At 64.6% G+C, this 26,044-nt stretch carries 29 protein-coding genes; 21 read left to right on the top strand and 8 right to left on the bottom strand.

Annotated elements, in window-relative coordinates:
* Positions 1-12 precede the first annotated feature (12 nt).
* Positions 13-2,109 carry an alpha/beta hydrolase domain-containing protein gene (locus J2W23_RS07590; RefSeq protein WP_307648270.1) on the top strand — a complete coding sequence of 699 codons (2,097 nt, stop codon included), beginning with the start codon at positions 13-15 and terminating at the stop codon, positions 2,107-2,109.
* A gap of 63 nt (positions 2,110-2,172) precedes the next feature.
* Here the strand turns inward: J2W23_RS07590 and J2W23_RS07585 are convergent, their stop codons facing one another.
* A complete protein-coding gene (locus J2W23_RS07585) occupies positions 2,173-3,084 on the bottom strand; it encodes a LysR family transcriptional regulator (RefSeq protein ID WP_307648269.1) in 912 nt (303 codons plus the stop codon).
* Positions 3,085-3,186: 102 nt separating this feature from the next.
* On the opposite strand from J2W23_RS07585, the gene J2W23_RS07580 reads away from it, so the two are divergent.
* Together J2W23_RS07580 and J2W23_RS07575 are read left to right on the top strand one after the other, a co-directional pair.
* A complete protein-coding gene (locus J2W23_RS07580; protein ID WP_176656683.1) occupies positions 3,187-3,513 on the top strand; it encodes a nuclear transport factor 2 family protein in 327 nt (108 codons plus the stop codon).
* Complete coding sequence (locus tag J2W23_RS07575; protein WP_307648268.1) at positions 3,510-4,292, top strand: SDR family oxidoreductase; 783 nt, start codon at positions 3,510-3,512, stop codon at positions 4,290-4,292. The genes J2W23_RS07580 and J2W23_RS07575 overlap by 4 nt, the downstream gene beginning before the upstream one ends.
* 52 nt (positions 4,293-4,344) lie before the next feature.
* On the opposite strand, the gene J2W23_RS07570 is transcribed toward J2W23_RS07575, so the two are convergent.
* On the bottom strand, positions 4,345-5,124 hold the full coding sequence (locus J2W23_RS07570) for an NAD(P)H-dependent oxidoreductase (RefSeq protein WP_307648267.1): 780 nt from the start codon (positions 5,122-5,124) through the stop codon (positions 4,345-4,347).
* 92 nt (positions 5,125-5,216) lie between these two features.
* On the opposite strand from J2W23_RS07570, the gene J2W23_RS07565 reads away from it, so the two are divergent.
* The 3 genes from J2W23_RS07565 to J2W23_RS07555 are packed head-to-tail and all read left to right on the top strand — an operon-like array spanning position 5,217 to position 7,714.
* Positions 5,217-6,179, top strand: coding sequence for a LysR family transcriptional regulator (locus tag J2W23_RS07565; RefSeq protein ID WP_307648266.1), 963 nt, complete (start codon positions 5,217-5,219; stop codon positions 6,177-6,179).
* Positions 6,160-6,774 (top strand): hypothetical protein, encoded by a 615-nt coding sequence (locus J2W23_RS07560; protein ID WP_307648265.1) that lies wholly within the window; start codon positions 6,160-6,162, stop codon positions 6,772-6,774. Before J2W23_RS07565 ends, J2W23_RS07560 begins: the two co-directional genes overlap by 20 nt.
* A gap of 19 nt (positions 6,775-6,793) precedes the next feature.
* Positions 6,794-7,714 (top strand): SMI1/KNR4 family protein, encoded by a 921-nt coding sequence (locus J2W23_RS07555; protein ID WP_307648264.1) that lies wholly within the window; start codon positions 6,794-6,796, stop codon positions 7,712-7,714.
* Between the two features lie 23 nt (positions 7,715-7,737).
* Here J2W23_RS07555 and J2W23_RS07550 read toward each other — a convergent pair whose 3' ends face one another.
* Positions 7,738-8,181, bottom strand: coding sequence for a cupin domain-containing protein (locus J2W23_RS07550; protein WP_307648263.1), 444 nt, complete (start codon positions 8,179-8,181; stop codon positions 7,738-7,740).
* 281 nt (positions 8,182-8,462) lie between these two features.
* Between J2W23_RS07550 and J2W23_RS07545 the strand changes: the two genes are divergently transcribed.
* From J2W23_RS07545 to J2W23_RS07535, 3 genes are read left to right on the top strand one after another with little or no spacing between them, the layout of a single operon-like run.
* The gene (locus tag J2W23_RS07545; RefSeq protein ID WP_176656689.1) at positions 8,463-9,437 is read left to right on the top strand and encodes a tripartite tricarboxylate transporter substrate-binding protein; all 975 of its coding nucleotides are present in this window, start codon (positions 8,463-8,465) and stop codon (positions 9,435-9,437) included.
* 2 nt (positions 9,438-9,439) lie between these two features.
* A complete protein-coding gene (locus J2W23_RS07540; RefSeq protein ID WP_307648262.1) occupies positions 9,440-9,811 on the top strand; it encodes a hypothetical protein in 372 nt (123 codons plus the stop codon).
* 49 nt (positions 9,812-9,860) lie between these two features.
* The gene (locus tag J2W23_RS07535; protein WP_307648261.1) at positions 9,861-11,273 is read left to right on the top strand and encodes a hypothetical protein; all 1,413 of its coding nucleotides are present in this window, start codon (positions 9,861-9,863) and stop codon (positions 11,271-11,273) included.
* A 336-nt stretch (positions 11,274-11,609) separates the two neighbouring features.
* On the opposite strand, the gene J2W23_RS07530 is transcribed toward J2W23_RS07535, so the two are convergent.
* Together J2W23_RS07530 and J2W23_RS07525 are read right to left on the bottom strand one after the other, a co-directional pair.
* Entirely contained in the window at positions 11,610-13,847 is a 2,238-nt protein-coding gene (locus J2W23_RS07530) for a hypothetical protein (RefSeq protein WP_307648260.1), read from the bottom strand.
* Between the two features lie 65 nt (positions 13,848-13,912).
* Positions 13,913-14,254: a type II secretion system protein N gene (locus J2W23_RS07525; protein WP_307648259.1), complete on the bottom strand. Its 342-nt coding sequence runs from the start codon at positions 14,252-14,254 to the stop codon at positions 13,913-13,915.
* A 445-nt stretch (positions 14,255-14,699) separates the two neighbouring features.
* Here J2W23_RS07525 and J2W23_RS07520 point away from each other — a divergent pair, with 445 nt between their 5' ends.
* From J2W23_RS07520 to J2W23_RS07505, 4 genes are all read left to right on the top strand, one after another.
* Positions 14,700-15,140: a hypothetical protein gene (locus tag J2W23_RS07520; RefSeq protein ID WP_307648258.1), complete on the top strand. Its 441-nt coding sequence runs from the start codon at positions 14,700-14,702 to the stop codon at positions 15,138-15,140.
* Positions 15,133-15,654 (top strand): YybH family protein, encoded by a 522-nt coding sequence (locus J2W23_RS07515; protein ID WP_307648257.1) that lies wholly within the window; start codon positions 15,133-15,135, stop codon positions 15,652-15,654. The genes J2W23_RS07520 and J2W23_RS07515 overlap by 8 nt, the downstream gene beginning before the upstream one ends.
* A gap of 255 nt (positions 15,655-15,909) precedes the next feature.
* Entirely contained in the window at positions 15,910-16,782 is an 873-nt protein-coding gene (locus J2W23_RS07510; RefSeq protein WP_307648256.1) for a LysR family transcriptional regulator, read from the top strand.
* A gap of 29 nt (positions 16,783-16,811) precedes the next feature.
* A complete protein-coding gene (locus J2W23_RS07505; protein ID WP_307648255.1) occupies positions 16,812-17,759 on the top strand; it encodes a tripartite tricarboxylate transporter substrate-binding protein in 948 nt (315 codons plus the stop codon).
* A 9-nt stretch (positions 17,760-17,768) separates the two neighbouring features.
* Here J2W23_RS07505 and J2W23_RS07500 read toward each other — a convergent pair whose 3' ends face one another.
* Both J2W23_RS07500 and J2W23_RS07495 read right to left on the bottom strand, forming a co-directional pair.
* Positions 17,769-18,410, bottom strand: a complete 642-nt coding sequence (locus tag J2W23_RS07500; protein ID WP_307648254.1) for a dihydrofolate reductase family protein — start codon at positions 18,408-18,410, stop codon at positions 17,769-17,771.
* Between the two features lie 188 nt (positions 18,411-18,598).
* Positions 18,599-19,525, bottom strand: a complete 927-nt coding sequence (locus J2W23_RS07495) for a LysR family transcriptional regulator (RefSeq protein WP_307648253.1) — start codon at positions 19,523-19,525, stop codon at positions 18,599-18,601.
* Positions 19,526-19,666: 141 nt separating this feature from the next.
* On the opposite strand from J2W23_RS07495, the gene J2W23_RS07490 reads away from it, so the two are divergent.
* From J2W23_RS07490 to J2W23_RS07455, 8 genes are all read left to right on the top strand, one after another.
* Positions 19,667-21,100, top strand: a complete 1,434-nt coding sequence (locus J2W23_RS07490; RefSeq protein ID WP_307648252.1) for an MFS transporter — start codon at positions 19,667-19,669, stop codon at positions 21,098-21,100.
* 121 nt (positions 21,101-21,221) lie between these two features.
* Positions 21,222-21,584 carry a hypothetical protein gene (locus J2W23_RS07485; RefSeq protein WP_307648251.1) on the top strand — a complete coding sequence of 121 codons (363 nt, stop codon included), beginning with the start codon at positions 21,222-21,224 and terminating at the stop codon, positions 21,582-21,584.
* Between the two features lie 58 nt (positions 21,585-21,642).
* A complete protein-coding gene (locus J2W23_RS07480; protein ID WP_307648250.1) occupies positions 21,643-22,050 on the top strand; it encodes a hypothetical protein in 408 nt (135 codons plus the stop codon).
* 105 nt (positions 22,051-22,155) lie between these two features.
* Positions 22,156-22,458, top strand: coding sequence for a YciI family protein (locus J2W23_RS07475; protein ID WP_307648249.1), 303 nt, complete (start codon positions 22,156-22,158; stop codon positions 22,456-22,458).
* A 1,007-nt stretch (positions 22,459-23,465) separates the two neighbouring features.
* The gene (locus tag J2W23_RS07470) at positions 23,466-23,867 is read left to right on the top strand and encodes a hypothetical protein (protein ID WP_307648248.1); all 402 of its coding nucleotides are present in this window, start codon (positions 23,466-23,468) and stop codon (positions 23,865-23,867) included.
* Positions 23,868-23,974: 107 nt separating this feature from the next.
* Entirely contained in the window at positions 23,975-24,268 is a 294-nt protein-coding gene (locus tag J2W23_RS07465) for a hypothetical protein (protein ID WP_307648247.1), read from the top strand.
* Positions 24,269-24,373: 105 nt separating this feature from the next.
* Positions 24,374-24,847, top strand: coding sequence for a hypothetical protein (locus tag J2W23_RS07460; protein ID WP_307648246.1), 474 nt, complete (start codon positions 24,374-24,376; stop codon positions 24,845-24,847).
* Complete coding sequence (locus J2W23_RS07455) at positions 24,844-25,233, top strand: hypothetical protein (protein WP_307648245.1); 390 nt, start codon at positions 24,844-24,846, stop codon at positions 25,231-25,233. Before J2W23_RS07460 ends, J2W23_RS07455 begins: the two co-directional genes overlap by 4 nt.
* Positions 25,234-25,308: 75 nt before the next feature.
* On the opposite strand, the gene J2W23_RS07450 is transcribed toward J2W23_RS07455, so the two are convergent.
* Positions 25,309-25,788 carry a hypothetical protein gene (locus J2W23_RS07450; RefSeq protein WP_206175401.1) on the bottom strand — a complete coding sequence of 160 codons (480 nt, stop codon included), beginning with the start codon at positions 25,786-25,788 and terminating at the stop codon, positions 25,309-25,311.
* Positions 25,789-26,044 lie beyond the last annotated feature (256 nt).

Raw genomic sequence — 26,044 nt, 5'->3', positions numbered from 1 at the left:
AGGAGACAAACCATGAAACGCTGGAGCCTTGCGGCTGCCACGGTGGCTTCGGCCGCCCTTTTTCTGAGTGCCTGCGGCGGGAGCGGCGGTGGAGGCGGGGGCTTCGTGCTGCCGCCCGCCACCGGCACGCCGCCGCCCGCTGCGCAACCCCCGGCCGCCACCGCGCCGAAATTCAAGCTCGCCATCAGCAAGACCGAAGACGTGCCCGGCACCTTCGGCGCAGCGGGAACCTACGAGAAGATCAGCGGCACCTTCACCGGCGAGGTCGATCCGAAGGACGCGCGCAACGCGATCATTCAGGACCTGCAGCTCGCACCGCTCAACGCCAACGGCAAGGTCGAGTACACGTCGGACTTCGTGCTCTTCAAGCCCAAGGACATGAGCAAGGCCAGCGGCGTGCTGCGTTATGACGCGCCGAACCGCGGGAACATCGTGAACCTCGACCCGTACTTCGCCTCGCGCGGCTACGTGTTCCTCACGGCGGCCTGGCAAGGCGATGTGCCCGCAGCCGCCGGCAAGCTCACGCTCAACGTGCCGGTCGCGAAGAGTCCAGATGGCAGCACCATCACCGGCACCTACCGCGCCGAGCTGCTGCCTACCGTGGCGACGAACGACTCGCTGCCGCTGCCCGGCGGCCCCTTCAACGCAGCGATGCAGGCCTACGCCACCGCGAGCCTGGACAACACCAAGCCTGGCTACGTGCTCACGCGCCGCATCAACGAGGGCGACGCGCGCCAGCTCATTCCCGCAAGCGACTGGAAGTTCGCGAAGTGCGGTGCCGGTACGCCGTTCCCAGGCACGCCCGACGAGACCAACGTGTGCCTCAAGGACAAATGGGACCCGGCCTACATGTATGAGCTGGTCTACATCGCGAAAGACCCCAAGGTCATGGGCCTCGGCCTTGCCGCGCTGCGCGACATGATCACCTTCTTCCATCGCGACGCGAGCGATGCGGCAGGCACGCCCAACCCGGTGGCCACGGCCATCAAGAACACCATCGCCTCCGGTGTCTCGCAATGCGGCAACTTCATGAAGACCTTCGTGCACCTGGGCTTCAACGAAGACCGCGCGGGGCAGAAGGTGTTCGACGGCGTGTTCGCGCAGATCGCTGCGCGGCAGACCAACATCAACATGCGCTTTTCCATTCCCGGTGGCGGCGGCGGTGTGCGCACCGATCACACGGCCTTCGGCCAGGCCGGCACGCGCGGCCTCTCGAAGGACTACGTGGACGACGTGGCCCAGCGCCGCGGCGGCATCCTCTCGCGCTGCGAGGCGAGCGGCACCTGCCCCAAGCTCTTCATTGGCTTCAGCGGCACGGAGTTCTACGTGCTGCAGGGTTCGCCGCTGCTGACCGACGCGTGGGGCACCACCGACCTCGTGCAGCCGGCCAACGCGCGCGTCTACTACTACGCGAGCACGCACCATCTGCTGGGCCTTGCATCGCTGCCGGGTGCGAACGCCGGCGCGCTCTACGCGACCAATGCGAACGCGAGCGTGATACCCGTTGTGCGCGCGCTGTACCAGAACCTGGAGGAGTGGGTCGTGAACGGCACCACGCCGCCCGACAGCCAGGTGCCCAAGCTGGCGGACGCCACGCTGGTGCGCCCGGCGCAGGTGAAGTTCCCGGCCATTCCGGGCGCGAACTACACGGGCTTGGTCAACACCTATTCGCTGCTCGACTGGGGGCCGAACTATCGACCGCAGGACGAGACCGGCATTGCCACCCAGGTGCCGCCCGCGTACCTCGGCCGTGACTACGCGATCCTCGTGCCGCAGGTCGATGCGGACGGCAACGACATCGCCGGCATCCGCAGCCTCGACGTGGCCGTGCCCATCGGCACCAACACCGGCTGGAACTACACGAACAAGCCCGGCACCATCGACCAGGCAGGGCTCTTCGGTGCGTACTTTCCGTTCGTGAAGACGGCCGCGCAGCGCGCCGGCACCACCGACCCGCGGCTCTCGCTGCAGGAGCGCTACACCGATCAGGCGGGCTACGTCGCGGCCGTGACGAACGCAGCCAACGACCTGGTGGCCAGGCGCTTCATGCTGCGCGTCGATGCCGACGCGGCGATTGCGAATGCCAACGCCAACCCCGTGCTGCCCTAGGGCCTGTTCACACCAATTCTCATCGCTGATGGCTTGCGGCTGTGCCAACAGGCCAGGCCCTCGCTAGAGCCGATCGAACGGTTTTCGATCCAGCAGACAGTCGATGAACGCACCGAGGAGGGCTGGTCGATGCTGCCTGTTCGGATAGTAGAGAAACAGCCCCGGGCGCGAAATCGACCAGTCCGCGAGGACCTGGACCAGCCGCCCCTGGGCCAGAAGCTCACCCACGCCATCTCGCTCAAAGTGATAGGCAATGCCCAGGCCGTTCAGCGCAGCAGCGACGCCGATGTCGGCATGATTGGTGACGACGGGACCTTCTACCGCCACTTCGAGTCGCTGCCCTCGTTTCTTGAACTCCCAGCGATAGTGCCTGCCGTCCATCTGGAGCCGCCAGTTGATGCATGCGTGGTTATGCAAATCGGCGGGTGACTTGGGCGTTCCTCGACGCGCGAGGTAGTTCGGGGACGCCACCGCAATCATGTCCAGGTCTGGCGTGAGGCGGACGGCAACCATGTCTTTTTCAAGCCGGTTCCCCACGCGGATGCCCGCGTCGAAGCGGCCAACGACGATATCGGCCAGCGCGTCGTCGACCACGATGTCGAGAACCACGTCGGGGTGTGCTTGATGGAAGCGCGAGAGCCGGGGCGCGATGATGGTTCTCGCTGCGATCCCCAGCGTGTTGATACGCAGCGTGCCGCTCATCTGTCCTGTCGCCTCGCTGGCTTCAGCGACTGCGGCAGCCATCTCCCGGAACAGCGGAGCTATGCGCGCGTACAGGAGCTGGCCACTTGCCGACGGCGCGACGCTTCGAGTCGTGCGATTCAGAAGACGTGCGCCGATGCGGCCTTCGAGCTGACGGATGGTCTGGCTGAGTGCCGAAGGCGACAGGCCCAGATGCTCTGCGGCCCGCGCGAAGCTTTGACGCTCAACGACGGCCACGAAGGCTTTCAGCTCGGCAAATTCGGATCCACGCATTATGTATTCGTTGCTACACAGCCAATCCAGATTCTAGGATATTCACTAAATTCACTCCGGCGCGCATCCTGAGGACTTCATTGATCCCATGGAGCCGACAACGTGAACACCTTGACCCTTCCCGAGCCAATTGCCGCGTACTTCGCGGCGGAACACAACCCTGAAGCCTTGGCACATTGCTTCACCGCGCAAGCCGTCATGAAGGACGACGGTCACACCTATACAGGCGTCAACGCCATCAAGGCCTTCATGGCCGAGGCTTCGGCCAAGTACAGCGCGACGAGCGTGCCGTTCGCCATCGAGCGGGAGGACGGCTTCCAACTCGTCCGCGCCAACGTCACCGGCAACTTCCCAGGCAGCCCGATCGTCCTGTCCTACCGCTTTCGCCTTGAACGCGGGCTGATCGCATCGCTGGAGGTCACGGCATGAGCTTCGACCTGCACCTGAATGGCCTGCGGGCAGTGGTCACCGGCGGCACGCTGGGCCTTGGCGCTGCAGTCGTGAAAACCCTCGCAGAGGCCGGCGCTCGGGTGGCGACATCCGCGCGCACTGTGCCAGCGCAGCCTTTGGAGGGGATCACCTACGTGGCTGCCGACCTGTCGACGGCGGAGGGCACGAGTCACTTTGCTCAGGCCATCCTGCAGGATTGGGGCGGCGCCGACATCTTGATCAACGTGCTCGGCGGCTCAAGAACTCCCGGTGGCGGCTTTGCTGCGATCAGTGATGAGCACTGGTTCGCCGAGCTGAACCTGAACCTGATGCCTGCCGTACGTCTGGACCGTGCGCTGCTTCCAGCGATGCTGGCTCAAGGCTCGGGTGTCATCATCCACGTCAGCTCCATCCAGCGCGTGCTGCCGCTGCCCGAGTCCACCACAGCCTATGCCGCGGCCAAGGGGGCCCTCACGACCTACAGCAAGTCTCTGGCAAGAGAGGTGACGCCAAAGGGAGTTCGCGTGCTGAGCGTTGCGCCGGGCTGGATCGAGACCGAGGCTTCGGTAGCGTTTGCGCAGCGGATGGCTGCAGATGCCGGAACAGATTACGAGGGCGGCAAGAAAATCGTCATGGATTGGCTGGGAGGAATTCCAGTGGGCCGCCCCGCCAAACCAGAGGAGGTTGCCGATTTGATTGCTTTCCTGGCGTCGCCGCGATCCGCTTCGATCGCAGGGGCCGAGTATCGGATCGACGGCGGCACGGTTCCTACCCTGTAGCCTGCAGCCGCGCTCCAGGCTTGTAGGGTCCGGTAGTGTTGGCAGGCCTCAATCAATCCGCGATGTGCGCCGCGAACCCGGTGCGACCCGGCGCGATGTCGGGCCGCAAGGTGAGGGCGGGGATTTCGTAGTCGCCCGCGTTCTGCGGGCGGAACGCGATGGGCGCCGTCGTCCACAGCGCATCCAGACGATCACCGAGCTCCTCGGTGATCCGCGCATAGCCCGCATCGTCGACCTTGCCCGTGCGGTGCACCACGAACGGCGGCAGCACCTCGAAGCCCGGGTAGTAGAGGATGCCGTGGTGAATGGGAAACAGCAGGTCGTCCATCGGCCCGTTGATCCCGCGCGCGCTGTAGTGCGGCGCCCAGCCGCCGGTGGTGACCACGAGCATCGCGCGCTTGCCCGCCAGCGTGCCTTCGCCGAAGCGATCGCCCCAGTGCGTGTCGGAATGCTCGCCGATGCCGTAGGCAAAGCCATAGGCATACACCCGCTCTACCCACCCCTTGAGGATGGCGGGCATCGAGTACCACCAGAGCGGAAACTGGAAGATCACCGCATCGGCCCACAGCAGCTTGGCCTGCTCGGTGGCAATGTCGTCGGGCTGCGTGCCGTCCTGGAAGGCGCGCAGCGAATCGAGCACCGGATCGAAATGCGCGCCGGGCTCGACATGCGAAAAGTCGGCCGCATCGAGCGGCGCCTTCCATTGCATCGCGTAGAGATCGGACACGCGCACGTCGTGCCCGGCGTGCGTGAGGTGCTCCACCATGAAATCTTTCAGCGAGCCGTTCAGCGAACGGGCTTCGGGGTGGGCGTGGACGAGGAGGACTTTCACGGTTGGATTGCCTGTGGAATGAAGAACATGCCCGCAGGTTAGGAGCGGTGGCGATATATTGGAAATGAATAGTTCGAATTCCAGCCATTGCCATGAACAATTTCAACCGTCTCGACCTCAACCTGCTGATCACGCTCGATGTGCTGCTCGCAGAGCGCAACGTCACCCGCGCCGCCGAGCGCCTGAACCTCTCGCAGCCCTCGGTGAGTGTGCAGCTCGCCAAACTGCGCGAGGCGTTCAATGACCCGCTGTTGGTGCCGGCGCAACGCGGCATGCGGCCCACGGCGCGTGCCGACGAACTGCGCGAGCCGCTGCGCGAAGCACTGGAGTCACTGGGCCGCGCGGTAGCGCCGACCAAGCCCTTCGACCCCGCCGAGGCGACCACCACCTGGCGCGTGGCTGCGGCCGACTATGCCGAGTCGGCGATCCTGCTGCCGGCGCTGGCCGGGCTGCGCAAGGCGGCGCCGAACACCCGGCTGGCCGTGGTGGAGGCGGTGCCGTCGCGCATGGCACGACAGCTGGAGCATGGGGAGATCGATCTGTTCTTTCACACCAGCGTGGGCGCGCCGGCTGGGCTGCATCGGCGGGTGCTGTTCAACGAGCGCTACGTGCTGGCGGGGAGGGCGGGGCATCCGCGGCTGAAGCGAAAGCCGACGCTCGCGCAGTTCTGTGCGATGGAGCATGTGGTGGTGTCGATGAGCGGCGGCGGCTTCGTCGGGCCGACCGACGATGCGCTGGCGCAGATGGGAATGGCGCGTCGCGTGGCGCTGTCGGTGCCGCACTTTCTTTTCATGATGTCGGTGCTGGCCGAGACCGACATGGTGGCGATGCTGCCCGAGCGATTGGCGCGCCGCGCGCCAGGGCTGCGGGTGGTGGAGGCACCGCTGGAGGTGCCGGGGTATGAGATGGCGATGCTGTGGCATGAAAGGCGGCATCGGGATGCGGGGCATCGGTGGGTGAGGGAGTGGATTGCGGCACGATGTGGAAGACCTCTACGGTCGCGGCACAATTCGTCTCCCACTTTTTCATCCAGCAATGAACCTGCCGACTTTTGACCGCGATGCCGCACGGGCATTGATCAAAGAGAAAGCCGACGCACCTTTCTCGGCATTCGATATTGGCGACCGCGCGCATCGCCGGCAGGACCGACAGCTCCACGCCGAGGCCGCCTTGCTTTTCTGCCTTGCGGCCGAACGAGCGGATGCCGAGCATCGTGCGAATCAGTCCAAACCGAATCAGGCGATGAACCACCTCGTGCGCGCGGGCATCGCATTCAATCGTGCGGCCGAGATCGAGACCGCAGAGCCGCTGCTGCGCCAGGCCATTGCCTTCGATTGGGCCGGGCAAGGGCTTCTGAATGACAAGCACATGGTGGAGTGGGCCTTCTTCCAGCTGCTGCTGAACGCCCGGCACGAGGCCGACCGCTTTGCGCATCTGTTCGACGAAGCCGTATCGCGGTGCGACGAAGTCGGCAGGGACTACACAGTGATCCATCCGCACCAGGAAGAACTGCTGGAGATCGCCATTGGCATGGGGCATCGGTCTATCGTCGAGCGACTTGCCGGGAAGATCGCCGATCGACGCCCGGGCAAAAAGGCGACCAAGGAATTGTTGGCGCGGGCCAAGGCATTCCTCGCCGGCGCCACTTGATTGCTGCGCGAGCGAATCGATGAACGATCGCCTCTTGCCTTTTCCTCCCATAAGTGACCTGGATTCATCCTCTTCGGCGTCGAGGCCATCTTTCCGTTCCCGGCTCCTGGCAAGCCTGTGCGCGTTGTTCATGCTGTCGGGGTGCGGGGACGAAGCCGATCCAAGTCCGAAGGTTGAGGGCACGAAGACCACGATCCAACTGCGCGATCGGCACTCAGCCTATGCGGGAAATTCCAGGGACTGGAGCGTCTTCATGGACTGCTGGCGCAAGTCTTCGTTTGAGTTGTATTCGACGAAGCCAGAGGCCGCGAGAGGTCTGCGTCATCTGATGGTCCTCGGGCAGCAAACACCTGGCGGCCCACCGGGCCCAACCGAGACCGAACTGAAGACGGGTCTCGCTCAGCTTGAAGCTCGACTGAAGATGGAGCTCCCGAAGTCGTACAAGGATTTCTGGATCGCATACAAGTCACAGGCGCTCGCACCGTCAGGATTCGATCCGCACAACCGCTCTCGATTCGTGGGAATGCTGGAACTGGACGATGTAGGTTTGTTCAAGGACCTGGAGCCCGATTACTGGGCGCTCATGCAGACCGTGCCAATTCACTCCGGCGACCATGAGTACTTCTCTTATGGCGTCGCTCAGGACTCGATATCCGGGCGCACGAGCGACTATGGTCGTGCGATCCTCATCGGAAAGTATGCGGATGACAGCACTGCGTTGATCTTGCTTCATCCGCACGTCAGAACGAGCGACGGAGAAATGCAGGCATCCTTGAACGAACATGCGGGCGAGTTTCGTGCCCCGTCGTTTGCCGAGCTGATGCGTCAGTTGAGCATCTTGGAAACTGTTGATGTGAAACACGTGCCGCCCTATTCGCAGAAGATGCTGGCAGATCGCTGCGCCGCAAGGCTACCCATGAAGAATGTCTGGTGGGACTGACCACAAGACAGGGGACGCGCCGCTCAGCCCGCTACCGTGACCCCGTGGCGTTCAAGAACGGCCAGCAGCGCCGGAACATCGGGCGGTCCCGCTGGAACCTCGTGGTCGACGGCGGTGAACATCTGGGCGGCCAACGCGCCTTGTCCGGTGATCTCCAGCATCCTGCCGCCACCTTTGCCGTACTGAAAGCCGTGCACCGTTCCGCGCGGCACGTGCACGAGTGTTCCGGGATGGCACGCGTGGACGCGCCCGTCGCAGTGAAAGTCGATCTCGCCGTCGAGGACGTAGAAGGATTCGTCCCAATCGTGGCTGTGCGGCGGCGGGCCGGTTCCCTCGCTGCCCTGTTGAAAGGTGATCCCATAGCTCTGGGTTGCCGCATTCGACGCCAGAACGGTGACTTGCGTGCCAAGCACATTCAGAGGAACTTCGCGCTGATCGCGCGTCAGGACAAAGTACGGAATCGTCATGTTCCATCCTCCAGGTCGGGAGTGCGATTTTGCGCGCCGCACGGAAGGGGCACAAGCCGCCATTGCCCGAAGCGCATTCACAAGAAGATTCCGCGCTTCTCGCCTGTCTGCCCCGGAGCATGACGCCGCAGATATCGATGGCTCGTCGTTCGACGACGGCATTCGCTTCGCAGCAGTTCGCGGCGTTCACCGAAAGTGACTGCCTTAACAACCGGTCATCTTCTGCCTGGCGCAAGCGATCGATAGGATTTTCGGCTTCCTATCCCTCGAGACAACAATCAATGAAGAAGCGCCTCCTTGCGATCGCGATCTCGGCCATCGCCGCACTCCCAGCCTTCGCCGAGTATCCCGACAAGCCGATCACGCTCGTGGTGCCGTTCGCCGCCGGCGGGCCGACCGACAAGGTGGCGCGCGACTTCGCGGAGGCGCTGCGCAAGCAATTGGGCAATGTCGCCATCGCCGTGGACAACAGCGGTGGCGCCGGCGGCACGCTCGGTGCGGCCAAGGCGGCACGCGCACCCAACGACGGCTACACGCTGCTGCTGCACCACGTGAGCATGGCGACCTCGCCCGCGCTGTACCGCAAGCTCCCCTACGACACACTGAACGGCTTCGAGTACCTGGGCCTCATCAACGAGGTGCCGATGACCGTCATCAGCAAGAAGACGCTGCCCGCCACCAACTTCGCCGAGCTGCGCAAATGGCTCGAAACCAACGCGAGCAAGACCAACCTGGCCAACGCCGGCATCGGCTCGGCCTCGCACCTGTGCGGGCTGATGCTGCAGAACGCGCTGAAGATCGAGGTGCAGACCATCCCCTACAAGGGCACCGCGCCGGCGATGACCGACCTCATCGGCGGCCAGGTCGACGTCATGTGCGACCAGACCACCAACACCACCGCGCAGATCGAAGGCAACATGGTGAAGGCCTATGCGGTGACGACGCAGAAGCGCCTGACCACGCCCGCGCTGGCCGCGCTGCCAACGCTCGACGAGAGCGGCCTGAAGGGCTTCAACGTCAGCATCTGGCATGGCCTCTTCGCGCCCAAGGGAACGCCCAAGGCGGTCACCGACAAGCTCAACGCGGCACTGAAGGTGGCGCTGAAGGATCCCGCCTTCGTCAAAAGCCAGGAAGGGCTCGGCGCGGTGATCATCAGCGACGCACGGGTCAACGGGCCGGAGCACAAGAAGTTCGTCGCCGCCGAAATCGAGAAGTGGGGATCTGTCATCAAGGCGGCAGGGCAGTACGCGGAGTGAGCATGACCACTGCCACGACAAACCCAAACCCGTACCGCTGGCGCCTGCGGCTGATCGCGCTGGCGGCACTGGCGCCGATCGCAGGCGTCGCCGCGGCCGCCTCGCCGAAGTTCTCGGTCGAGCTCGTGGGCGGCCGCATCAAGGGCGACGACACGCTGAAGGTGCGCCAGGGCGACCAGGTGCAGGTGAGCGTGGTGAGCGACCAGCCCCTGGTGCTGCATCTGCACGGCTACGACATCGAGACGAAGGTCGCGCCGCCCGCGCCCGCGCTGCTGGCCTTCAAGGCCGACCTGGCGGGCCGTTTCCCTGTGCACGAGCATCGCCACGGGCCGGGCAATCACCGCGCGGTGATGTTCATCGAAGTTCATCCGTAGGCACGCTCTGAACTCCTTTCGATCCGGGTTCGGTTTCGCCGTCGCGTGCGTGACCGGCCGCGCAAACGCGCATGGCTTCGGCCAGCGCTTCGACCTGCCGCTGCCGCTGTGGCTCTGGCTCACGGGGGCCGGCGCGACCCTCGTGCTGACCTTTGCGGCGCTGGCGTTGTTCGCGCGGCGGCGCGGCTTGGGTGCGGCGTTCCTTCGCAGCATCGACCTGCTGCGGTTCGCGCCGTTGCTCCGCATCGCGCATCCGCTCGCGGTCGTGCTGCGCATCTTCAGCTGCGCGGTATTCGTGCTGACGCTGGCGACCGGTTTCTTCGGCAACGAAGACGCGTATGCGAACCTGATCGTCACGATGGTCTGGGTGCTGTGGTGGGTGGGCATGGCTTTCTTCTGCGCGCTCATCGGCGACCTGTGGGAAGTCGTCAACCCCTTGCCCACGCTGTATCGCGCGGTCGCCCGCCTGACCGGCAGGCGCGAATCGCTGGCGCTGCCGTGGCCCGCGTGGTTGGGCGCGTGGCCGTCGGTCGTTCTGTTCTTCGCCTTCGCGTGGGCCGAACTGGTCTGGCAGGACAAGGACGTTCCCCGCGCGCTCGCCTCCGGTCTGCTGGCCTATGCGGCTTTGAGCTGGTGCGGCATGCTGCTGTTCGGTGTGGAGGCATGGTGCAGCAAGGGCGACGCTTTCGCGATGGCGTTCCGCGTGCTGAGCCGCTTCGCACCGCTCGAGATGCGCAGCTCGACGCCGACCGAGCCCGCGCGCCTGCGCCTGCGGCCCTACGGCGCAGGCTTGCTGACGGAGGGGGCGGTGCCCAATTCGGTCGCCGTGTTCGTGCTCTTGATGCTCGCCACGGTCACCTTCGACGGCTTCCACGAGACGCCGCTGATGGACAGCCTCGGCACCGCCGCGCAGACTGCGCGCCCGGTGGCCGAGGCGCTGTTCATGCTCTCCTCCGCAACGGGCATGGACGAGACGCAGTGGCTGAACACCGTGGTGCTGCTGCTGTTCCCGTTGGCCTTCGTGCTGATCTTTCGCGGCGTGAGCGCGTGGATGCTGCGCCTGGCCGGCAGCTCGACGCACGCGGACCTGAACGCGATGGTCTGGAGCCTGGTGCCGATCGCCGTGGCCTACCACCTCGCGCACTATGCATCGCTGCTGCTGACGACGGGGCAGTTCATCGTCCCGCTCGCGTCGGACCCGTTCGGCTGGGGCTGGAACCTGTTCGGCACGCGCGGGCAGGCCGTCAACCTGGGCATCGTCAGCCCGGCCGTCTATTGGTACACAGCCGTCACGCTGATCGTCGTCGGCCATGTGCTGGCGGTCATCGTCGCGCATGTCGAGGCGACGCGTCGCTTCGCGAGCCACCGCGCGGCACTGCTGAGCCAGTTGCCGATGCTCGTGCTCATGGTGGCCTATACGAGCCTGAGCCTCTGGATCATGGCGCAGCCCATCGTGGGCTGATCGCCGTCTCCGACATCACCTGATCTATCGCGGCGCTGACGCGGCTGCTGCTCGGCATCCGGCGCGCGCTGCCGAAGTCGAACTCCACAGGCACATCGACCATGTCCTTGCACTTGAGTGTCGGATGCGAGCCATCGACTGCACGAGCGGTCGTGATTGTTGAGCCGCATGCCGTTGATCGGGGGAAGGGGCATCCGCGGCACTGAGCGTTCGCAGCGAGTTCCCGGTCATCGACAAAGCCCGCGGACTGAACTGGCCGAGGCCAAAAGAAAAGCCCCCGGCTCGCCGCGAGCCGGGGGCTGGGGTCGGGTCGCTCGTGCGACCCCGGGGCGTGGATCAACTCTTCAGATTCGCCACCGCCAGCTTCCCGCCGCCCTGCAGGTAGCCATTGGTCGTGAACGAGCAGCCTTCGGTGCAGGTCAGCGAGAAGAAACCCTTGTTCTCGCCGTTGTCGGTCACCTGGATGCGGAACTTCGCCGGCTGGTCGTTGAAGGTGCCGACGCCATCGATCTGCACCGAGTTCCTGGTCGCCGTGACCTGCGCGCCATCCGCGTCGATCGCCGAGCCGAGGCGTGTGACCGAAGTCAGCTGCACCTTGTTGCCCAGTCCGTCGATGCTCAGGCTGGCGGTCGGCCCGTCGGTGGTGCGGCCGGCCTTCAGGGCGACGGTGATGTCGCCTTGCGCCGTGGCCACCTTGCCGTTGACGTTCGCGGTGCGGCTCATGCAGGCGTTGTACTGCGGGTTGGTCAGCTCGATCGAGACCAGTCCGCCCTGGTTCCAGCCCGTGTAGTACAGGCAGTTCTCGGCGTCGTAGCGCGGATCGGGCCGCGAGAAGTCCATCTTGCTCGGCGTGTTGCGCCGGGCGATGTAGTAGGCGATTTCCTTGGGGCTCGTCGGATCGGTCCAGTCGGCAAAACGGATGCCGCCCGAGGCCGCCGCGTACACCGCCACGCGCATGTTGTTGCGGTCGTCGAAGTTCAGGTAGTGAACCATCGGGACATTGCCGCCTTCCGCCACCAGCGTCGGGCACACGCTGGCCTTGTTGGCGTCCTGCTCGAAGGTACCGACGATCTTGGGGTGCTTCTCGTCCGAGATGTCGATCATGCGGCCGAAGCTCTGCTGCTTGCACTGGTTCGGCAGGCCGTTGGTGTCGCTCGTGGTCAGGGCGTACGACTCGTCGGTCGAGACGATGTACTCCTTGCCGTTGACGTGACGCACCCATTCGGTCGCGTGGGTCGCGGCGGTAGAGGTCATCCGGGTGTAGCCACCCTGCTCGAACTCGGGGTTGGGCTGCTGGTCGCACCACGAGAGGAAGCTCACGTACTTCAGCTTCGGATCGGCCACCCGCTTGACGATGTCGCTCGAGTCCATGACCAGGAGGCCGTTGGCGCAGGTCTGGTCCCTCCAGAACGTCGTGGTGGGGGTCGGCAGGTTGCCGGCCACCTGGCCGCCGCCGCCGTACACCGCGAGATAGATGCGCGTGCCGTCCGGGTTGGTGCTGACGTCGTGCACGTTGGTCGCCGCCATGATCCGCCAGTTCTTGTTGCTCTTCACCTCGTCGGGCAGCATCGACCGGTTCCAGCTCAGGAGCAGCTTCGGGTTCTTCGGATCGTCCAGGCTGGTGATGTGCAGGTCGACGCGCTTCGTGTCGATGGTGTAGTTGGCGAAGTTCTCGTCCGTGGGGGAGGTGCCGCCCGTGATGAGCGTCGTACCACCGTCCTTGGCGGTGGTGCCGAACGGCACGCCATACCAGGTCTTGCCGTCCGGTGAGAGCCAGCCGTCGTGGTGGCCGCCGGAAGACTGGTAGCTCGCGTTCAGCGGAACGGGGTGCAGGCAATCGCTGACGTCATAGACGTCCACCATCTTGTTGTCCTTGTAGCCGGCCACCAGCAGGTCGCCGGAGAGCTCCAGACCCGAATAGGCTTCGAGCGCCGCCGGCGTGCGCAGGATCTTCCCGTTCGGGTTGACGGGCGTGGTGGCGGTGGTTTCCTCGCCCCATTTGTTGGTGCTCGTCACCTTGACGCTGGCCGAGGGCGCAGTGCCGACGACCGTGGTGTCGCCGCTCGCGGGCGCAACCTGCATCTTCGACGGCGTCTTCATGTCGAACACGATGATGCCGGTGGTGAGCGCCGCATCGCCGCCGGCCGCGCCATCGCGATTGGAGGCATAGGCGCAGCGCGTCGACCCCTTGGCCTTGATCTGCAGGTCGCCGAAGGCGCCGCGGCCGAACAGCGTGTGCTGCGCGACCTTTCTCGCGCCGCACCAGTAGCCCTGGAAGCCATCGGGGTTGGTGGTGGCGTCGTACATCGCCGATTTGGGGATGTGGCCATTGACCCCCGGTTCCCCCTGGTCGCCGGGGCCGGGCTCGCAGATGCGAGGTGGTGTCACGTAGTCCTGCGCCACCGGCCCGGTGTCGGCGGGTGGTTGCTCTGTGCCTGCGGGTGGCTGGCCAGGCGGAATGATGAGGGGCGGCGCGCCGCTGTCGTTGCTGCCGCCGCACGCGGCGAGCAGCAACGCGCTGGTCAGCGAAGCAATCAACAACAGGTTGGCTTTTGGGGGTTGTCTTCTTTTCATGGTTCTTCTTTCTTTCTCTGTCAAAAAAACACGGGACCTGGGGAGAGCGGGGGAGGGTGTTCGCGTCAATGCCCGAAGGGGGCGGGGTCCCCCGCCCAGGCCGGCTCCACGTCCGGGGCACGAGGGGGATTGACTGCGGGAGCGGGCGCGGGCGACACGGTGGTTCTGTCGGCTTCGATCACGAGGGCCTGTCCTGCGCCGGCCAGCACGACGCTGTCGGACTGGATCGCGCTGACGGTCAGGCCTTCGACGTGGGCGCCGACGCGCAACTGCATGAGCTGCGAGTCCGCCGTGCGACGCATCAACGCGAAGCTGTCGTTGCCGTCGGCCGCCACGACCGTGCCGACGAGCTTGAACGCCGAGGCGGACCGTGCGGCATCGACCGGCTTTGGGGAGGCCGGTGGCATCGGTGCCGGGGCGGCTGGCGCAGACGTGACGGGTGCAGCCGACCCGACTGACGCAATCGGCGCCGGCACTACCGCGTCATCGGACGAGGGCCACCACCACCGTGCTGCCAGGCCCACAACGAGCACCGTTGCGAGCCACAGGAGCCAGCGGGTGCGAGTCGTCACGGAAGCCGGCATGTCGGGTGAATGTGGTGTGAAGTGGCCGGAGAGATTAGTTGTGAATCCGATGCGCCAGAAGATGACCAACGGTTGACTCGTTCATCGCAGGTGAGCACGTGGATCGACGCATCGCGCCCGTCACAAGGCCCCGCGGACACTCGCGTTGCGGCACGAAAGTCGCGCGCTTTCTTCGCGCGCGAACGCTGATTGCAATGCGTTGCCGTCCCTTGCACGCGAGCGCCGCGTCGATAACATCGCCGACTTTCAATTCAGGCAAGGGACAGTGATGTTGCTCACGACATGGGTGCTGGCCGGCGCGCGCGCTTCGCTGCTGGCCGCGGTCTTGCTGACCACGCTTCACGCCGCGGCCGAGCCGATGCGGTTCGACGGGATGCAGGTCGCCGGCCACGATGCGGTCGACCCCGCGGTGCGGCGTTTCACCGCGAAGGTGACCCGCGTGGGCCAGGCCGGCAAGGCGGGCCGCATCTCCACGCTGCGCTTCGAGCCGATTGGCCCGGGCATGGTGGCGCCCAAGCGCAACGAGATGCGCGGCTGGCGGCTGACCTTCATCCGAGGAAAGATGTTCGGCAGGACCTTGTGGCTCAAGAGCAATACGCCCGACGAACTCACGGTGCGCAGCACAGATCCTTCGATGGAAGGCGTGGCCGAGGGGGACATCGTCGTCATCGAATTGATCGACCCCAAGCTGGTCGACGCCAATGCGTAACGCACCGCGCGCAGAGACGGCGATGTGCCACGGTGCGTGGGTGAAAAGGGCGCACGCGTTGCTCGCCGCCGCGAGCCTGGCCCTGGCCGGCGCGGCAGGGGCGCAGACCGTGAAGCTGCCGGCCGATGCGGTCGATGGCTTCCACGCGGCGCTCAAGCGCAAGGACACGGGCGGTGCACTGTCTTACCTGGACCGTTCGCTGGTGGTGTTCGAGTTCGGCGTGACCGACCCGACGGTCGAGGCCTATGCGTTGAGCCATCTGCCGGGCGACATCGACATGGCCGCCGTCTCCGACTGGACCTTGCAGGCACGTCGTGTCGGCGGCAGCGGCAACGAGCGCTGGGTGCTCAGCACCTACCACGTCACCGGCAAGCTGCCCGATGGCAAGCCGATCGATCAGGTGATGCAGGAGACGGCGATCGTGCGCCGCGCCGGCGACAGCTTTCGCATCGTCCACTTCCACTGGTCGAGCGACAAGGCCTGGGCCCAACCGCCGCGGGCCGCTGCGCCCTGATGCCTCTCATTCGCCGAAGGGTGGGCCGCGGCTTGCGCGCCCCGCATGCACACCGGCGGTTAACTCGTTCACCGCAGGTGGACACCCCATGGTCGCAGTGCCGCACCTCCAGCATTCGCGCGGCGTGGCAGCGTTGCGCTGCGCCCTGAGAGCGCCTGCGATTGCGCTGCGCCGAATGGGTCCTTGCCGGATAATCGTTTAGTTCAAAACGAAAATTACATACGAGACATTGTGCGAGAGGCCCATCTAAGAGATTTGATAGCAGTCATCGAAACTGGCAGTGTTCGATCCGCCGCGCGCAAGCTTGGCCTCGCGCAGGCCGCCGTCAGCAAGAACCTCACTGCGCTCGAAAAGTCGTTGGGCGTGCCACTCCTGGTGCGTTCCGCGCGCGGTGTCGAACCCACCGAGTTCGGTCGCATCGTGCTGCGCCGCGCACGCATCGTCGATGCGGAGCTGCGGCACATGCAGGAGGAAATCGAGAGCCTCAACGGCGACGCCCACAAGCTCATTACCGTGGGCCTGTCGGCCACGGCCGAAGCCATGCTGCTGCCGGTGGCCGTAGCGCGGTTTCGGGAGCACACGCCCAACGCGCTGGTCAGCGTGCTCGGCGGTCGTTCGTCGTCGACCATCGCGGCGCTGCGCGAAGCCAGGATCGATTTCGCGGTCGGCCCGCTGCCGACCGACCAGAGCGTCTCCGACCTGCACACCGAGCAGTTGTGCAGTTCCGACCTGGGCATCGTCGTGCGTGCGGACCACCCGGCCGCCGATGCACGCGACCTTGCGAGCCTGGCGCCCTATGGCTGGCTCTACAGCGTGCAGCAGACCGGCGGGCCGGCCATCGTTTCGTTGATGCGCAAGCACGGCCTGCCCGATCCGACGCTGGTGGCGCATTGCGATTCGTCGAGCGCGCTGATTTCCATGCTGCTGCAGAGCGACTACGTCACGCTGAACAGCCTGGCCGCGCTGGAGCCGCTGCGGGCGAAGGGGCTGCTGAAGGTGCTGCCCATCGAAGTCGATCTGCCGCCGGCCGTGCAGTACCTCATGACCCCGACGATGCGGCCGCTGACCGCATCGGCCGCGGCGCTCGCGGCCGAGTTCCGGCGCGCGTCGCGCAGGCTGCGGCGGTGAGCGGCGCCACGTCAGCCACGCGGCGCGCAATGCTCGCCGCCATGGCGAGCGCCGCCCTGTGCGGCCGCGATGCGCTGGCCGCCAACGGCACGACACGGGCGCTGCGCATGATCGTGCCGCAGGCGCCCGGCGGTGCGGCCGACTTCATGGCGCGCCTGCTCGCCAAGGACCTTGCGGGGGCGCTCGAGCGGCCGGTGGTGGTCGACAACCGGCCGGGCGGCGGCATGATCATCGGCACGCAGGCGGTGGCCATGGCCGCGCCCGATGGCAACACCTTCGGCATCGTGTTCTCGCCGCACGCCGTCAACCAGGCGATGCGCCAGCACATGCCGTACAACGCGCTCACCGACTTCAAGCCCGTCTGCCTGGGCGGTCATTCGATCGTCGTGCTGGTCGCGCAGGCCGGCTTCGCTGCCCACAGCGTGGCCGAGGTGATCGAGCTGGCGCGGCGCACCGATCCGCCGCTGCAGTACGCGTCGCTGGGCATCGGCTCGGTGTCGCACCTGGCGGGCGAGCTGCTTGCCATCGAAGCCGATGTCCCGCTCGCGCATGTGCCCTACAACGGCAGCTCGCAGGTCTACCGCGCGCTCATCGGCGGCGACCTGCCGCTGGCGTTCGTGACGCTGGAGTCCGCACTGCCGCACCTGCGCGCACGGCGCATCCGGGCGCTGGGCATCACGAGTGGGCGGCGGGCCACGGCGTATCCGCAGTTGCCCGCCATTGCGGAGTCGCTGCCCGGCTTCGAGCTGGTCGGCTTCTACGGCTTCGTTGCACCCGCTCGCACGCCGGACCGGTTCGTCGACACGCTGAGCACCCAGATCGCGCGCACCTTGCAGACCCCGCGCATCCGCGACCGGCTGGCCAGCGATGGGGTCGTCGTCTCGGTCGAGCCGCCCGAGGTCTTCGCCGAGTTCCTGCGCCAGCAGATCGACAAGTACGCGGCGCTGGCCAAGCGCACCGGGATCCGGCTGGACTGAGAAAGGCTTCTACTTCCTCGCGAATTTCAGATGCACCACATCCGGTGCCGCGACCGTCTTCACCATGGCCAGGCCCCGCAGGGCATCGGCGTCCTCGAACAAGCGTTCACCGCTGCCGAGCAGCGTGGGGGCCAGATGAAGCTGCACTTCATCGACCAGGCCCGCCTTCAAATACTGCCGCGCAACATGGGCACCGCCCGCGAGCGCCACGTCATTTCCACCCGCAGCACGCCGGGCCTGCTCCAGCGCACTTTCGATCCCGTCGGTGACGAACGTGAAGGTCGTGCCGCCTTCCATCACGAGCGGTTCGCGCGCGTGATGCGTCAGCACGAACACCGGATGGCGAAACGGTGGATTGCTGCCCCACCATCCGTTCCACGGATCTGCCGTGTTCCACGGACCCGGCCCGCCGCCGAACATGTTGCGGCCCATGAGGGTCGCGCCGATGTTGGCGAGTTCTTCCTCCATCACCGGCGTGCTCTCGTTCACCACGCCGCCCTCCAGGCCATGCGGGCGCCGCCAGGCCTCCAGATTGAACACCCACTCGTGCAATTGCTCGCCGCCAGTGCCCAGCGGTTCTTTCAAGCTCTGGTTCGGACCGGCGACGAAACCGTCCAGCGACATCGAGATCCTCAATCGAAGCTTTGACATGCTGCTCACTCCTTACGGGGGGGCGTTGCCGAAAAAAATGGGGAGGCCTCCTGACATGCTCAGGGCGCGCATCGAGCGGCGAGTCTAGGAGTTGCGGATGGCTGCGGCAATGACAAAGAAGCTTCGGTTTCTGCCAGCCAGCATCAGCCCATGAAACCGATGTTCAAGGCCGAACTTCGAGGGCAGGATCACGGCGCTTTCGTCTGCTCGTTCAATGGCCGGCAAACCTCGAGCACCACGCCGCGCAGCCACCGGTGCGCAGGGTCGCGGTCCAGGCGCGGATGCCACATCTGCGAGACGGTGATCTGCGCCGTCGGCATCGGCAGTGGAAACGCGCGCAGCGTGCCACGCACCCTCAGGTGTTCGAAGTACGAGGACGGGATCAGTGCCACCAGATCGGTCGCGGCCGCGATCGCCAGGGCGGTGCCGAAGCTGGGCACGACGACCGCCGCATTGCGCACCAGGCCCATCGCCGCGAGCGCAACGTCCACCGGCCCCTCGGTCCGGCCGTGGCGCGACGTGACCACGTGGTCGCAGGCTGCATAGCGCTCTGCAGTGATCGCGGGTGCGGCGAGCAGGGGATGGCCCTCGTGCACCACGGCGACGAAGTGGTCGCGAAACAGCGCCTGCACCCGCACCTCCGGGCCCGACTCGCCGAGCACGCCGATGTCCAGGTCGATCAATCCCTCGCGCAGGGGGCGAACGTCCTTGTCGGGCTTGGGTGCGAAGCGCAGGCGAACGCCGGGCGCCTCGTGCGCGGCGCGCGCCACCAGCTGGTGCGCGAAACCCTCGATGAAGCCGTCGTTGGCCCGAATGGTGAAGAGCTGCTGGAGCGCGCTAGGGTCCATGTCGGCGCCGGCGGGGTGAAGCACCGCGCGTGATTCCTGCACCAGCTCCCTCACGCGATCGCGCAGTGCCAGCGCGTGCGGCGTGAGCACCATCGCGCGGCCCGCGCGCACCAGGAGCTCGTCTCCTGTGGATTCCCGCAATCGCGCGAGCGCGCGGCTCATGGCCGACTCGCTCAGGCCCAGGCGCTCGGCGGCTTTCGCGACGCTGCCCTCGGAAAGAAGCGCGTTCAACGCAAACAGCAGATTCAGGTCGGTGTCTGTTGGCATGGCCCGCAACCTATCACGGCTGCGGCGGTTTCGACAGGCGTCGCATGCAGGAACAAGCTGCGCACCACGCGCTGGGCAAGCCGGGTGCGCGGTCCTAAGCTGACTTGACGCAATAGAGCGTGCCTTTTCCAGTTGCCCATCATGTTGTCATCTACGCTCAGACCGAACGCTTCTTCCAACCCGGCCCGCGCCGTCCAGACCCCAGAGGCGAACGCGGTGCAAGACGCCGATGGCCTGCCGCTGCCGCGACGCTTCGCAGCCGTCGCCGCGATTCTGGGCGCGGGTGTGCTGGTGGTGCTCGACGGCGCCATCGCCAACATCGCGCTGCCGAGCATCGCGCAGCAATTGCAGGCGACGCCCGCCGATGCCGTCTGGATCGTCACCGCCTACCAGCTGGCCGTGGTGATGTTTCTGTTGCCCGCTTCTGCCATCGGGGAGCGGTTCGGGTATCGGCGCGTGTTCGCCGGTGGCGTGGCGCTCTTCACCGTGGCGTCGGTGTTGTGCGCGTTGGCTCCTTCGCTGCCGTGGCTCGTGGCCGCGCGGTGCCTCCAGGGCCTGGGCAGCGCGGCCGTGATGCCGCTTGGGCTGGCGTTGCTGCGTTTCACCTATCCGCGTCGATTGCTGGCGCGCTCCATCGCCTGGAACGCGCTCGCCGTCGCGGCCGCTTCGGCGGCGGGGCCTGCCCTTGGCGCTTTCATGCTTTCGGTGGCAGGCTGGCCGTGGCTCTTTGCGGTGAACCTGCCGATCGGCCTCGTCGTGCTGGTCGCCTGCGCGGGGTTGCCGAGCCCGCCGCGCTCGGCGCGCCAGATCGACGTGTGGAGCATCGCGCTCAACGCGGTCATGTTTGCCGCCTTCGTCATGGGATGCGACCGGCTCGTGGCGCATCCGCTGCAAGGCGGCGCGTTGCTCGCGCTGTCGGCCATCTGCATGGTCTTGCTGGTGCGGCGCGAAATGCCCAAGGCGGCGCCGCTGATTCCGCTCGACCTGCTGCGCGTGCATTCCTTTCGGGTCTCGGTGATTGCCTCCGTGTGCTGCTTCACCGGCCAGATGGCGGCCCTTGTGGCTCTGCCGTTCTACATCCAGCACGAACTCGGCCAGAGCGCGGTGACCGCCGGCCTCCTGATGACCCCCTGGCCCTTGGCGGTGATGCTGGCCGCGCCGCTGTCGGCACGCCTGGCCCAGCGTGTGCCGACCGCATGGCTGTGCGCCGCGGGGAGTGCGTGTTTCGCGCTGGGCCTCGCCCTGTGCGCGCTGTGGCCGCTGCACGGCAGCTCGATGTTGCCGATCGCGGTGTTCACGAGCCTCGCCGGCCTGGGCTTCGGCTTCTTCCAGACGCCCAACAACCAGAACATGCTGCTCTCGGCACCCAAGGCGCGCAGCGGGGCCGCCGGTGGCGCCCAAGGCACGGCGCGGCTCACGGGGCTGACGCTCGGCAGCCTGTGGATGAGCCTGGCGTTTGCGCTGCTATCGGCGCACAGCGCGGTGCATTGGGGGTTGGGCATGGCGGCCCTGGCCGCGTTGGCCGGGAGCGTGGTGAGCTTGCTGCGGAGCCCCGTGCGAGCCGTGGCCGCCTGAGCGATGCAGGCAGGCGAGGTGCCGTCGCGCATGGCGTGGCGGGGTGATGCGCACGCGTTGGTCGGATAGCATTCCGTCGACTCACCTGCCACCACCTCACACCTCACAACTCAACGACTCGATGGACATGCGTACTGTCATTTACTACTCGCTGATGCTTTTGCTCGGATTTGCCTGGTACAAGTTCGGGCAAAACCTGCTTCGGAAGGGGCGGTGGAGCGAGAGCGGCGAACGCACCGAGGGAATCCTGGGGCCAGTGGGATTCCTGGTGACCGCTGGCTTGGGGTGCTACCTCTTGTTCGCCTTGTTGCGCGCACTGGTTCGAGCTGAGGTGCCATGCATCGGCAAGGCCTGCAAGATGCAGGTCTACACCCTTGCGACGCAAGCCGGGGAGTACTGGGCCAACGTGTTCTTCCTGACGTGGATCGTGCTTGCCCTTGGCTATGCGATGTATGTGACGCTCAGGATCTGGTTTCGGGCGTAGCGGCTTGCCGGACACCGAGAGAGCAATCAAGAGGCGATTCAACGCAACCGATCGACGGATGGAAATACCGATTTCTGCACGAAGACTCCGCGCTGCCGAGTCGCTCAATGCGGCGCTGCTCCAATCCTCGATGAGAAAGATCTTCCCGAAGAAGAACGACTATGGCGAGGCTTCGTTCGAAGAGCTCTTGCCTGAGCTCGCGAGATTCGGCATCAAGACCCGAGGTCGGTTTGCGGCACTCATGACTCATTATCGAAAGCGACTCATGCGAATCGACAGTGAGCCGCTTGATGCATGGCATGAACGCTACTACCGCGCAGAACTGGGTGACCAGTTTGTGAGTGATGCCCTTCGTCGGCAGTATTGGTTTGCCTATCCTGCGCTTGTTCGCATCGCGCTTGAGTTGGAGTTTGGTGACGAGGCTGTCACGTGCGACCGCTTCGAGCTATTGCTGAAGGGGACTTAGGGCCCTTCGCGGCGGAAGCCCGACCGGCTACATTCGGCTATAACCGGCCGTTGACCACAGCTGCTCGGTGGTGAGCATGCTTAACGTGGGCGAAGGAGAATAAGAGTGAATGAATACATGCTACTCATGCATGAGGACGCCCCCAATGCGGAAGCCGCCAATGATGCGAAACGCTGGGAGCAATACCTCGCTCAGCTTCGAAGCACCGGGCAATTTGATGGCGGGAGCTCGATGGGGCGTGGGGAGCGCCACTGTAAGAATCACACGAGCCAACCGACGGGCAAAGACCTCGGTGGCTTCATTCGAGTGCGCGCAGTCAGCCTCGAAAGCGCGAAGCAATTTCTTGCAGATAATCCAGTTTACGAGGCCGGCGGCACGGTGGAGATTCGGGAGTTGCCTCGAACCTAGCTGTCCGGGCAAACATTCATCAGGGACTGCTTTAGGTGCAAGGGTCTCCGAGGACGCGACCGGCTACAGTCGGCCAGAAGCTGTCAGTCGACGCCGAGGCCCAATTCGCCTTACTTAGAGCGGACGTTCAAGCAGCACCACAAGCCATTCCACCCATATGACCGAACGACTTCCTTGCAAGACCTGCGGCGAGTCCATTCACCCAGATACAGCTGAGTTAAATGGCGGTCTGTGCATGCCATGCAAGCGTGGGTACAGGCAGCAGGTTGATGACGGAAAGAGACGGCGCGAGCTTGAGCGTGAAGGTCGCTTGGAGGAAAAGCCGTTCAGTTGTCCCGAATGTGGGGGACATCGAGTCGCAGGTGACATCATGGTCGGGGTCAAATACTCGGGCGAAAATCCATGGAGCTATGTGGCCGCTCGCGAGACCTGCGGTGACTGCGGAACTGAGATTCCGCGTAGCTTGTCGCGCCGATGGAATTTGGAGACAGCAGAGGAAGCTCGCGCAATATGGATCGACAAGTTTCGGGGCGTCCTGGGTACGACCGGTTCGGCTTGAATCGGCCATTCATCATGTCCGTCCAATTCCGAATCAGTGCGTCCGAAGTCATGCCGCTGCGCGGAGGCCGTTCCTCTTTGTCGGCGATGTTGGACTCGCCGTACTTCGTCTTGGCAAACGCGGTCTCATCGTTGCCAATGCCTAGGCTGAAACCCCATTTTGAGGTGGCTCGCTTGCGCGTCGAACTGACGTTGCCGGACGGCTCAATTACCCCGCACTTCGCGTCCGTGGCCCTTGTCAGCCCAATACACGCGCCGGGCGTGATTGCATTTGCCGGACTGTCAGACACCGACGTGCCGGTGGGTACAAGGATCAAACTGTTGCGTTTCGAGGCCCAACCTCGATAGCGGCAGATTGACAGATTTCGGCCAGAACCGGCCGTTCGCCAACTCCGGGCGATTTGCTCTCAAGCGGACATTCGCAATCGGTAGCCGCCTTGAATATGAAGATGAACAGCTCTTTGTCACTGCCACGCACCTTACTGGAACGAATTCTTCCCGGTGCAACCCTTCAGCCCGAATCGATTCTTGAAGCCGCGGAGCGCAAAGGCCTTACATGCAAGTTCCTCACCATCGCAGATTGGGAGGAGACAGGAGCGCAGTATGGAAAAACCGACTTGTTCGATTTGATATTCGCCGGAAAGCCTCTCCCGCCGGGTGAGGTCATCGTGATCACCGATGAGAGTTTCATCAGCGGCGAACTGCTTTGCTGCCCGGCTCAAGAACTACGTCAAAGGGTGGACCTTTCGTCTCAGTTCATGTTCGATGGAGACGTGGTATTTATGTGGCCTCAGATTTCCGGCCTCACCGTCTTTCATCATGAGGGTGGCTTCGCCCACATTGGTTGGTGACCCCGAACCGGACGGGACCACTGGGAGGCAGAATGCGGCCAAGACCTGCCGTTCGGGGCCGACGCAGAATTCGCCCGCAACCGGACGCTCAATAGACGAGGATGTTGATGGAGACCAGGAAATCGGTGCTTGACGTGAGCGGCGCCACATCACCGCTATACGTGCGACAGGCCGTGGCGCGCTTTCTCGGCCTGTCGCTTGACCGCGAGCTCACGTGGGAATTCCTGCGTGAGAGCTTGGTGGCTGGTTCAGAACCTTCGCTTCCGGCCAAGTTCACGGTCATTGGTCTTCCTCGTTTGGCCACGCTCTATCGCGATGAGAGCTCCGAGCTGTCTGCGTGGTTACGTGGACTCGAAAAGCGGCATCCCGGCATCAGCATCCAGGTCAGCCTTCACGACTGAAGGCGCGGCCGGCAGAATCCGGCCAGGATCGGACATTCGTCACGGCCTCCCAGTTTTGTCCCTTGTAGGAAGCCCTTTTGGCTGGCTGCAATCTGGCAGCGTCCCATGCCCACCGACAGTTCCAGAATTCTCATGACCATGCGCCCCCTTCGCTTCTTGAGTCCCGTCACCGCTGAAGGCTGCTTCATCCGACAAGCAGGTGGCATGCACCGGTTTGGCCGTGTAGTTTTGAGGATAGAGCCGTCTGAGGAGCCGGGCATGGCTTACGCCTGGGAGGTCTCTGAAGCGCAGATTCCATCCATGTACCGCCAGGCCACTCTGGAAGGCATCGAGCGATGGTTCAGCCACGGCAGCGCGCTTGATGGGTATGAGCTTCAGCAGACGATGGTCCGGGTGGTCGATGGCGCACACCATGAGACAGATTCCAACGACCTCAGCTACACCTTTGCCGCCGCAGAAGCGTTCGCCCTGGCGGTGAACGCCGCTGAGCTGATCGACCGACCACTTGCCTTCAACAAAGCAGAATTGAGGTCGCATAGCGGCCAGAAGCGGACCTTCAACTCGACCTCCCAATCATGAAATTTGAGGGCCAGAACTTTGCTGCGGCGAGTGCGCCATCCGACCACGTCCTCGAAAGCAGACTTCTTGCGCTCAAGAGTTATGGTCGGCATTCGTACGCATCGCTGACCGACGCTCAAGGAAACTATCTTCAGGTGGCCGGCGGCGGCGTCACCTGCATGGTTGAAAGCTTCAACGTCTCTACCTCAAAGAGATTGCGAGCTTTTCACGACAAGCCGAGCCCAGTGTTCCCTGACGGCACCGTCCTTGCCTTCGGAGCCGGCGAACTGCGCCTCAAATCGGACGAATGGTTTCACGCGAGCGCCGTCGTGGAAATCTTCCTGTGCTTCAGGCATGGACGCGCCTATCCAGACACCGTGCATTGGCGCCCCGCGCCCAAGATTTGATGCCGTGCCGTCGCTACGGTTGCGACAGGCAGAATGCGGCCAACAGCGGACGTTTTGCTGTCCTGCCAACTGCAGTCAATTAGCTCCGTAGGGAACGATATCGTCCAGCTTGGCACCGGATGGTACATAGCCCGGATTCACGTTGCGATAAGTAAGCTTGCTGCCCGGCGCCATCGGCATGGTCTGAGCCATTCCCGTCAGCTTCCCATTCACTTCTCCAAGCGGCGATGCATTGAGCTGATAGATGCGTCCCGCTTCGGCCCTGAGTAAGAGCTTCCCATTGCCCGCCGTTCCGTATGAATCGTAACGCCATCCAAGAACATGGGAACCAGGCAAAACGTAGATCACATTCGCGCAACCACCCATCGGTCTCACTGGCTGTTCATCTACTGAACAGATCACAGTATTCCCATAGCGTCCACCCATCGTTGAAAACACAGTAGCCACTTCCTCGGGGGGCAACTGCTTGCCGGCATAACTTTGAACTCGCGACCCCGGCGAAGTGCATCCGGCCAAAGCAAGAGTGGCAATCAAGAAAGCAAGACGTCCATCCATGAAAATTTCCTTACTTAGATTTTCCATTTCACCGCCAGGATAAGCGTAGAAGACTGACCTACTTCATCGCGCATCGCCCCAGGACTTGATAGGCCCTGTAGTGCACGCTAAGGCTAAGTGTTGGACCAGCGCGCATCTTGTTCAAAGTCTGCTTTGGGTTTCAGCGAATGTCGCAAAAGGGCCAAAGCGGAAGTCGGGCTTGCTCCAGAGCAGCCAGTCGTCCCGGTCGTTTGAGTAGCCCAACCTGCTGAAGTGA

The sequence above is a fragment of the Variovorax boronicumulans genome (assembly GCF_030812215.1).
Lineage (GTDB): Bacteria > Pseudomonadota > Gammaproteobacteria > Burkholderiales > Burkholderiaceae_C > Variovorax > Variovorax boronicumulans_C.
The sequence above is the reverse complement of the archived record's forward strand: the minus strand, read 5'-3'. Positions and strand labels throughout refer to the sequence as shown.

Coding starts and splice junctions, on each gene's coding strand:
- J2W23_RS07590 (WP_307648270.1), top strand. CDS start 13: ATGAAACGCTGGAGCCTTGCGGCTGCCACGGTGGCTTCGGCCGCCCTT.
- J2W23_RS07585 (WP_307648269.1), bottom strand. CDS start 3,084: ATGCGTGGATCCGAATTTGCCGAGCTGAAAGCCTTCGTGGCCGTCGTT.
- J2W23_RS07575 (WP_307648268.1), top strand. CDS start 3,510: ATGAGCTTCGACCTGCACCTGAATGGCCTGCGGGCAGTGGTCACCGGC.
- J2W23_RS07565 (WP_307648266.1), top strand. CDS start 5,217: ATGAACAATTTCAACCGTCTCGACCTCAACCTGCTGATCACGCTCGAT.
- J2W23_RS07560 (WP_307648265.1), top strand. CDS start 6,160: ATGAACCTGCCGACTTTTGACCGCGATGCCGCACGGGCATTGATCAAA.
- J2W23_RS07555 (WP_307648264.1), top strand. CDS start 6,794: ATGAACGATCGCCTCTTGCCTTTTCCTCCCATAAGTGACCTGGATTCA.
- J2W23_RS07550 (WP_307648263.1), bottom strand. CDS start 8,181: ATGACGATTCCGTACTTTGTCCTGACGCGCGATCAGCGCGAAGTTCCT.
- J2W23_RS07545 (WP_176656689.1), top strand. CDS start 8,463: ATGAAGAAGCGCCTCCTTGCGATCGCGATCTCGGCCATCGCCGCACTC.
- J2W23_RS07540 (WP_307648262.1), top strand. CDS start 9,440: ATGACCACTGCCACGACAAACCCAAACCCGTACCGCTGGCGCCTGCGG.
- J2W23_RS07530 (WP_307648260.1), bottom strand. CDS start 13,847: ATGAAAAGAAGACAACCCCCAAAAGCCAACCTGTTGTTGATTGCTTCG.
- J2W23_RS07525 (WP_307648259.1), bottom strand. CDS start 14,254: ATGCCACCGGCCTCCCCAAAGCCGGTCGATGCCGCACGGTCCGCCTCG.
- J2W23_RS07520 (WP_307648258.1), top strand. CDS start 14,700: ATGTTGCTCACGACATGGGTGCTGGCCGGCGCGCGCGCTTCGCTGCTG.
- J2W23_RS07515 (WP_307648257.1), top strand. CDS start 15,133: ATGCGTAACGCACCGCGCGCAGAGACGGCGATGTGCCACGGTGCGTGG.
- J2W23_RS07505 (WP_307648255.1), top strand. CDS start 16,812: ATGCTCGCCGCCATGGCGAGCGCCGCCCTGTGCGGCCGCGATGCGCTG.
- J2W23_RS07500 (WP_307648254.1), bottom strand. CDS start 18,410: ATGTCAAAGCTTCGATTGAGGATCTCGATGTCGCTGGACGGTTTCGTC.
- J2W23_RS07495 (WP_307648253.1), bottom strand. CDS start 19,525: ATGCCAACAGACACCGACCTGAATCTGCTGTTTGCGTTGAACGCGCTT.
- J2W23_RS07490 (WP_307648252.1), top strand. CDS start 19,667: ATGTTGTCATCTACGCTCAGACCGAACGCTTCTTCCAACCCGGCCCGC.
- J2W23_RS07485 (WP_307648251.1), top strand. CDS start 21,222: ATGGACATGCGTACTGTCATTTACTACTCGCTGATGCTTTTGCTCGGA.
- J2W23_RS07480 (WP_307648250.1), top strand. CDS start 21,643: ATGGAAATACCGATTTCTGCACGAAGACTCCGCGCTGCCGAGTCGCTC.
- J2W23_RS07470 (WP_307648248.1), top strand. CDS start 23,466: ATGAACAGCTCTTTGTCACTGCCACGCACCTTACTGGAACGAATTCTT.
- J2W23_RS07465 (WP_307648247.1), top strand. CDS start 23,975: ATGGAGACCAGGAAATCGGTGCTTGACGTGAGCGGCGCCACATCACCG.
- J2W23_RS07460 (WP_307648246.1), top strand. CDS start 24,374: ATGCCCACCGACAGTTCCAGAATTCTCATGACCATGCGCCCCCTTCGC.
- J2W23_RS07455 (WP_307648245.1), top strand. CDS start 24,844: ATGAAATTTGAGGGCCAGAACTTTGCTGCGGCGAGTGCGCCATCCGAC.
- J2W23_RS07450 (WP_206175401.1), bottom strand. CDS start 25,788: ATGGATGGACGTCTTGCTTTCTTGATTGCCACTCTTGCTTTGGCCGGA.